We start from the raw sequence: 3593 nt of genomic DNA, 5'->3' as shown, positions 1-3593 counted from the left end.
TTCATCTACGGCCGCAACCTGATGCTGATCCGCCGCGAGGTCCAGCTGAACCGGGCCCGCCAGTGATGTCCTTGCACGCCAACCGAATCGTTCCCATGCATCGTCCCGCCTATCTCCACCGCCTGCCCTCGCGGCCCTGGTTCTGGTTGCTGGTGATCGCCGCCGTCTTCCTGGGCGTGGGGCTCGGCCTGCGTGACCCCTGGCCCGCCGACGAGCCACGCTTCGCCCTGAACGCCCTGGAAATGCTCAAGACCGGGCAGTTCTGGATCCCGCATCGCGCCGGGGAACCCTACCCGGACAAGCCACCAATCTACATGTGGGCCACCGCGGCGTCGATCGCCCTGACCGGCTCGGTGCGGCTGGGCTTCCTGCTGCCCTCGCTGATCGGCGCCCTGGGCACTCTGGCACTGGTCATGGACCTGACCAATCGCCTCCACGGGCGTCGTGTCGCCTGGCTGGCGGGCCTCGCCCTGCTCTCGAGCTTCCAGTTCGGTCTGCAGGCCCGCACCGCCCAGATCGACATGCTGGTCACCTTCTTCATCACCCTCGGCGCCTACGGCCTGATGCGCCATGCGCTGCTGGGGCCCGCCCGCCGTTGGTGGTTCCTGGGCTGCATCGCCATGGGCCTGGGGGTCCTCACCAAGGGCGTGGGCTTCCTGCCGCTGTTGATGCTACCCATCTGGGCCCTGCTGGCCTGGCGAGGGCAGGCGGTGCCCCTGGCGTGGCGCGACCTGGGGCTCGGCATTGCCATGATCCTCGGCGTCGTCGCCCTCTGGGTGGTGCCCATGGCCCTGTACACCACCCTCAGCGATGACCCGGCGCTGACCGCCTATCGCGACAACATACTGTTCAAGCAGACCGGCGAGCGCTATGCCGATGCCTGGCATCACGTCAAGCCCTGGTATTACTACCTGGTCGAGGTCATTCCCTGGGCCTGGTTGCCGCTGGTGCTGGCGCTGCCCTGGCTGATACCCGCCTGGTGGCGGCGCGCTCGGCGTCTGGATGCACGGGTGCTGCTACCACTCGGCGGCATGCTGCTGGTGGTCGTCTTCTTCTCCCTGTCTCCGGGCAAGCGCGGGGTCTACCTGCTACCGACCCTGCCGCTGCTGGTGCTGGCCATGGCACCGCTGCTGCCGGGCCTGCTGTGCAAGCGCTGGTTGCATTGGCTCGCCACCGGCGTGCTGGTCCTACTGGGCGGCATCTTCCTGATCGCCGGGGTGCTGGGTGCCGCCGGCCTGCCGGCGCTAGCCGAGCTGGCCGCCAAGTACTCGGTATCGCCCTGGGGCTGGTGGACGCTGCTCGGCGTCGCGGCGGCCGCCCTGCTCTACTGGCTGCGCCCGGAGCGCGGCATGCTGGCCCTGACCGGCTGGCTGGTGGTGTTCTGGGCGCTATGGTCGACCTGGGGCTATCAGCAACTCGACCAGACCCGCTCGCCGCGGGACATGATGCAGACGGTGGTCGACATCACCGGCCCCAGCGCGTGGCTGGCGATGCCCACCTTCGATGAGGAGTTCCTGCTCCAGGCGCGCCAGCCGAGCGTACACTTTGGCTATCACACCCCGGAAGTCGCCCAGATGAAACGCGCCTTCGCCTGGTTGAAGGAGGCCCCGAACGAGCGCTGGATGTTCATCGACCAGGACAAGCGTCCTGAACTCGCCTGTGCCGACCTGTCGCTGGCGAAGGATCTCGGCCTTCAGAACAGCGAAATCTGGTGGTTGATCCCGGGCAGCGCCTTCGCGGAATGCACCGGGGATGCCGAGGCGGCGCCTGTGTACATCGCACCGACCACCCTCGTTTCCGCCTCCCACAAACCACGACCCAACGCAAAGGAAGCCTCCCACGGGCACGTGGAGTGAAGCAATGAATCGATGGCCCGCGACGACAATCTCCGGCGCCACCCTCGCCGCGCTGCTGGGGGCGATTATCGTCATCGCCCGAGTCGGCGCCCTGCCATTGATGCCCATCGACGAGACCCGCTACCTGTCCGTGGCCTGGGAAATGTGGCAGCACCACAGCTTCCTGGTGCCCACCCTCAACGGGGAGCCCTACTCCCACAAGCCGCCGCTGCTGTTCTGGCTGATCAACCTGGGCTGGTGGCTGTTCGGCACCTCTGACTGGGTGGCCCGACTGGTTATTCCCACCGTGGGGCTTTCCGCCTTCTGGCTCGTGGCCGATATCGTGCGCCAGCTCGCCCCCGACGCCCGACGGGTAGCCTGGTGGGCGCCCCTGGTGCTGCTCGGCACCACCCTGTGGTTCCTCTTCCTGCCCCTGAGCATGTTTGACATCCTCCTTGCCGTCTGCCTGCTGGTGGCGGTGGACGGCTGGCTGCGCTATCTCCACACGGGGCGAAGCTGGATGGTACTGCTGGCCAGCCTGGGAGTCGGGCTGGGCATCCTGGTCAAGGGGCCAGTGGTCCTTGTCTACTGGCTGCCGCTGGTGCTTGGCTCACGCTTCTGGCAGCCGCCGACATTCGAGGGGCAGCGCCGTCCCTATCGGGCCGTGCTGGCGGCGACCCTGCTGGGTGGGCTGGTCGGCCTGGCCTGGGCGATACCGGCAGCCATCGCCGGTGGCGAAGCCTATGCCGACGCCATCCTCTGGTCCCAGTCGACCGGGCGCGTCGCGCATGCCCTGGACCATGCCCGCCCCTGGTACTGGTACCTGCCGGTCATGCTGGTCGCGACCCTGCCCTGGCCGCTGGCCGGCATGTGGCGCGGCCCCGTCCTTGCCCCGCCCCTGCAACGCTTCGTCTGCTGGGGCGTGCTGCCACCGCTGGTGCTGTTAAGCCTGCTCAGTGGCAAGCAGGCCCACTATCTGATGCCGATGCTGCCGTTTCTGGCCCTCTGGATCAGTACCCGGCTGGTAGCACGCCCCCCGGGCAGGCAGTGGGGCGTGGCAGCCCTGCTGGTGATGATGGCCGGGCTGCTGGCCTTGCTGCCCGAGCTCTCCGTCAGGTACTTCCCCACGGTGCCTCTTTCTCCCTGGACGCGCCTCGGTGCCTTGGTGCCGCTGGCCCTGGGCGTGCTGCTGGTCACCCGCCCCTCCCGTCCGACCCTGACGATGGCCGGGCCGATGACCCTGCTCACCCTGCTGTTACTGCTGTCGCCGGCGCTCCAGCGCTACTACAGCCTCAAGCCCATGGCCGAGCGACTAGCCACGCTCGAGAGGGAAGCGATCCCACTGGCCTATGCCGGGGAATACCACAACCAGTTCCGTTTCCTGGGGCGTCTCGAAACGAACCTCGTCGTCATCGACGATGACCAGGCGCTGGCGAGCTGGGCCGCCCGCCACCCCCGGGGGTACGTCATCGAGGTGATCCGGCAGCCGACGCCCCGGCAGGGCGAGATCGCCAGTTATCACCAGCCCTACCGGGGACGGGTCTACCTGATCGTGCCTGCCGACCGCTGGCACGCCTTCGTCGTCGCCGGGAGCGGCTAGGCCCGAGCCAGGCGCAGCAGTGGGACGCCAGGCCCCAGGCCTGTCCGAGTACCACGGGGTCACCCCCTGGGCCTGGTGGAGCCTGCTCGGGCTCGCCGCCCTGGTGCTGCTGGCCTGGGGGCGGCTGCGCCATGGCCTGGTGGCACTCGCGGGCTGGC

2 protein-coding genes are annotated in these 3593 nt (G+C 68.5%); both read left to right on the top strand.

What is annotated here, in order from left to right:
• Positions 1 to 95 precede the first annotated feature (95 nt).
• Complete coding sequence (locus ACESMD_RS10285; RefSeq protein WP_372612842.1) at positions 96 to 1856, top strand: ArnT family glycosyltransferase; 1761 nt, start codon at positions 96 to 98, stop codon at positions 1854 to 1856.
• A gap of 4 nt (positions 1857 to 1860) precedes the next feature.
• The gene (locus ACESMD_RS10280; protein ID WP_372612839.1) at positions 1861 to 3435 is read left to right on the top strand and encodes an ArnT family glycosyltransferase; all 1575 of its coding nucleotides are present in this window, start codon (positions 1861 to 1863) and stop codon (positions 3433 to 3435) included.
• Positions 3436 to 3593 lie beyond the last annotated feature (158 nt).

The organism is Halomonas sp., from assembly GCF_041689495.1.
GTDB lineage: Bacteria > Pseudomonadota > Gammaproteobacteria > Pseudomonadales > Halomonadaceae > Halomonas.
This window is presented reverse-complemented; position numbering and strand designations above follow the sequence as displayed.